Annotated in this window: 4 protein-coding genes; 3 read left to right on the forward strand and 1 reads right to left on the reverse strand. The window is 64.9% G+C overall.

From position 1 onward, the window contains the following. From DTA22_RS15455 to DTA22_RS15465, 3 genes are all read left to right on the forward strand, one after another. The gene (locus tag DTA22_RS15455; protein ID WP_112300001.1) at nucleotides 1–651 is read left to right on the forward strand and encodes a DUF1345 domain-containing protein; all 651 of its coding nucleotides are present in this window, start codon (nucleotides 1–3) and stop codon (nucleotides 649–651) included. Next, nucleotides 648–1,172, forward strand: coding sequence for a bile acid:sodium symporter (locus tag DTA22_RS15460; RefSeq protein WP_160118520.1), 525 nt, complete (start codon nucleotides 648–650; stop codon nucleotides 1,170–1,172). The genes DTA22_RS15455 and DTA22_RS15460 overlap by 4 nt, the downstream gene beginning before the upstream one ends. Before the next feature lie 112 nt (nucleotides 1,173–1,284). Then, nucleotides 1,285–2,550: a hypothetical protein gene (locus DTA22_RS15465; protein WP_037230294.1), complete on the forward strand. Its 1,266-nt coding sequence runs from the start codon at nucleotides 1,285–1,287 to the stop codon at nucleotides 2,548–2,550. A gap of 16 nt (nucleotides 2,551–2,566) precedes the next feature. Here the strand turns inward: DTA22_RS15465 and DTA22_RS15470 are convergent, their stop codons facing one another. Next, a complete protein-coding gene (locus DTA22_RS15470) occupies nucleotides 2,567–3,313 on the reverse strand; it encodes a glycoside hydrolase family 25 protein (RefSeq protein WP_037230296.1) in 747 nt (248 codons plus the stop codon). Nucleotides 3,314–3,554: the final 241 nt, after the last annotated feature.

Consider the following 3,554-nt stretch of genomic DNA (forward strand, 5'->3'; position numbering starts at 1 on the left):
TTGCACGTTCCTCTCCCGACCTCCGCAATCCCGAGGGTGGCCGCCGCGGTGGTGGTCGGTATCGCGGCGGGCTTCGTCGGCGGCCTGGTGATCACAGCCGCGTTGGGGGCTCTCGTCGGCATCGCCGCCGCTGCCGCCGTGTTCGTCGTATCCGGTTGGGCGGTGTTGTGGCCGATGGATGCGGCAGCGACTCGCCGCAACGTGGGACGCGAGGATTTTCGTCCGATAGTCGACGAACTGGTCGTGGTGACAGCGGCTTCAGGAGGTCTCGGAGGAATCATCGCACTGCAGGTGGCGGGTGGATCGTCGGCGGGAACCGCGCACGCCGCCGTGGCCCTGATCGGGGTATTCCTGGCGTGGGCTTCCCTGCACCTGATGTATGCGGCCCGATACGCCTTTCTGTACTACGAGGGATCAGGTCATGAAAAGTCGACGGGTGGTATCGATTTCAACTCCACTTCCCCGCCCGCGTTTCGCGACTTCTTCTACTTCAGTTACAACCTCGGGATGACCTACCAGGTATCCGATACCGGCGTCTCGAGTTCGGAGATTCGGGCGGTGGCGCTCCGGCACTGCCTGTTGTCCTACGTTTTCGGTGCAGTCATCCTCGCGACGACGATCAACCTGGTTGCCGGAATCCTCACCAGGTGAGGATCCTGTCCGGATCCGACTGCCCGCAAGGCCGCACGAGTAGGGCCGCCGCACTGGGACTCGCACTGCAACTGTTCCTGCCGTTCGTGCTGGGACAAATCGTCCGCAGACTGGTCGGCGACTGGGTGGCACGACATGGATCCGCATCGAGGTACGTCGGCCGCGAATCGGTCGTGCTCGTCGTGTATTCGGCATTCTCGGCGGGCGAACGTGACGGAGTGCGGCACTCGGTCCCGTCCACCGCGTTACTGCAACTGGTGTTGCCGTCCATGATGCTCGTGACGGCCATGCTCTGGCTCACGCGATTCACCGCAGACCTGCTGCGGTTCGAACGTGCAGACGTGCGGGCCATCCAGTTCTGTGGAATGAAGAAGGCGCTCGTGACCGGGCTGCCGATGGCGGCGGTCCTGTTCGCCGGGCAGCCCGTCGGGCAGATCATCCTGCCGCTGATGGTGTTTCATCAGGTCCAGCTCACGATGTGCGCTTGGCTGGCGAATCGATATCGGCAACATGTCGCGTGATGCCTGCGCTCTGGCCACGGACGCAGATTTCGGGGCTCGAGAGAACCGCGCATCCAGCGTGTTCCCCGGTGTTAATGTTGATCTACTCGGCCACACCGAAAGGTGCACCTCGATGAGAAGATTCACTCGAAAAGTCGGTGGAACCATCGTGGCGCTGACGCTTACCGCTGCCGCATTCGTCGTGTCACCGCCACCGGTGTACGGATTCGCCGAGGATATTTGCTACACCGAGGACGGTGCCCCACCGCACAACTGCGCTCCGCTGCCCCCCGAATGTCTACTCGACGATCCCAACTCGCCGATCTGCGGCGCCGAGGCGTTCCTCCGCTACGGGTTCACGTTGCGCCGCCCGCTCGGCGGACGCAGTCTCGTGCACTCGGACTCGACGTACATCATCGCCCGCACCGTCGGCTTCTCCGAGCAGGATGCGTACTGGATCGCGGCGTACGACGAAGCGACCGACCTCGGCACGTTCGCCCCACGCGACATCTTCGGCCGACTCGTCCCCGACGCCGGTGCGCTGACCACCAAGGACATCAGCGGACTGGTCCGCACCCACTTCGCCACCGGCGGGTTCCTCTTCCACTTCCTGCCCACGTTGCGCGGGCCGGCGGATCCCCTGCCCAACGGGTTGCGCCCCGACGTCGACGATCCCCGGCACGAAATCATGCTCACGCACCTGCGGAATTGGGCCATGGCCGGTCCGGGAAGCGACGCGCCGCTGTGCACGGGAGGGTTCACAAACCTCTCGGAGAACGGCGACTATGCTACGGGTGCAACATGTTACGGAGACGCGAATCCCGTGCAGATCAACGGCACGTACAGCCTGGAGACCCCGGCCGCCATCCCGTTCACGAACATGACCGGGCAGCAGGTCATCTCCGACACGGTCCTGTCGTCACAATTCGACTCCTGGGTCGGTGACAACTCCTGGAATGCGCGGACCGGCATCTACATTCACGCGCTCGGTGATCGCATCTCGCACCATGTCTGCACCGACGCCGGCACGATCACGCCGCCGGGACCGGCCGGGCCGGATTTCGGGATCGATCTGAACCAGCCCACCTGCGACCAGGGCCCCCATGCAGTCCGCCACGAATACGAGACGGGTGTGGATTTCGCCGGACTGGCCCCGGAGGACCGAACGACCGAGGCGGCCCTGTCGATGGTGTACGACGAACTCGTCGCCTTCGCGCGGGTGCGGGGAACCCTCGACGAGCGCGCCACGACGCCGGCGACCAAGAGTGCTCTCCTGGCCGACGGCCTCGTACCGGCGCTCGAGATCCGGGAGCCGGTCGAGCGGTTGAACGCCGTCACCGACGTCGGCTGCCGAGTCGGCGTTCCCGCGTTCCCCGGAAATCCGGCGTGCCGCGATTGATCGCGCCCGCCTGCAGTCAGCTGCCGAAGGGGGATGCGCTGTTGGAGTACCGCGCGAAGTCGCCCTGCGCCCCGCTGTAGACGTTGAGGTCGACGTCGCCGTTGACGCCGGCGATGCGACCGGTGCTGGTGTACTGCCAGAACGTCCAGTTGCTCCAGCCGCCCGGGAGGGGTCCGGGCGTGTTCTGACCGTTGTAGTCGGCGATCCACAGCGGGTAGCCGGCGAACTCGTTCGTGTTCGCCATCGCCGTCCGCCAGAAGTTCGGGTACGTGTAGATGATCGGCTGACGTCCGGTGAGCGATTGGACCGTGTTGAGGTAGCGATGCGTCCAGTCGATCAAGGCCGCGGGCGGAAGCCCACCGGAATGCTCGATGTCGAGGACCGGGGGCATGTCACCCGGACCGTTGATGCCCAGCACCACCGTCGAGTAGAACGCGGCCTGCGCTTCCGGCGACTGGGTGGGGTCTGCGTAGTGGTAGGCGCCCCGGGCGACGCCGGCCACCCGCATGGCGAGGCAGTCCTGGACGAAGAACGGGTTGACGTAGTTGAGACTCTCGGTGGCCTTGACCATCGCGAAGTCGTGGCCGGCGTTGCGGACGGCGAACCAGTCGATCGGTGACCCGCCCGGGTGTTGCCACGAGGCCACGTCCGGACCTCTGACCGGTTCGGCGGCGGCATGCCCCGGCACCGCGGCCGCGAGTGCACCGGCGAGCAGTAGTGGTGCGATCTTGGAGAACCTTCGGACCTTCACCCCGATAGCCATGCGCCCGACAGTAGTGCCTACTTCGGGCGAGTTCTGGTCAACCGCGGGGGTTGCCGGCTTGCGCGACCACAAAACCAGCTTCTCGGTCTGTTTTGTCCAAAAATTTGACCATCGCAGTAGGTTATGCCACTCTTCCCTAGTCAGATCCATAGGTTACCCAAACCTAACTTGAGTTTTCCCGTAGTCGGTCCCCGGAGCACGAGTCGTCACCCGCTGCTCCCAGCAGATAAGAGAACGACCC

This window comes from Rhodococcus wratislaviensis (assembly GCF_900455735.1).
Lineage (GTDB): Bacteria > Actinomycetota > Actinomycetes > Mycobacteriales > Mycobacteriaceae > Rhodococcus_F > Rhodococcus_F wratislaviensis.

Coding starts and splice junctions, on each gene's coding strand:
- DTA22_RS15465 (WP_037230294.1), top strand. CDS start 1,285: ATGAGAAGATTCACTCGAAAAGTCGGTGGAACCATCGTGGCGCTGACG.
- DTA22_RS15470 (WP_037230296.1), bottom strand. CDS start 3,313: ATGGCTATCGGGGTGAAGGTCCGAAGGTTCTCCAAGATCGCACCACTA.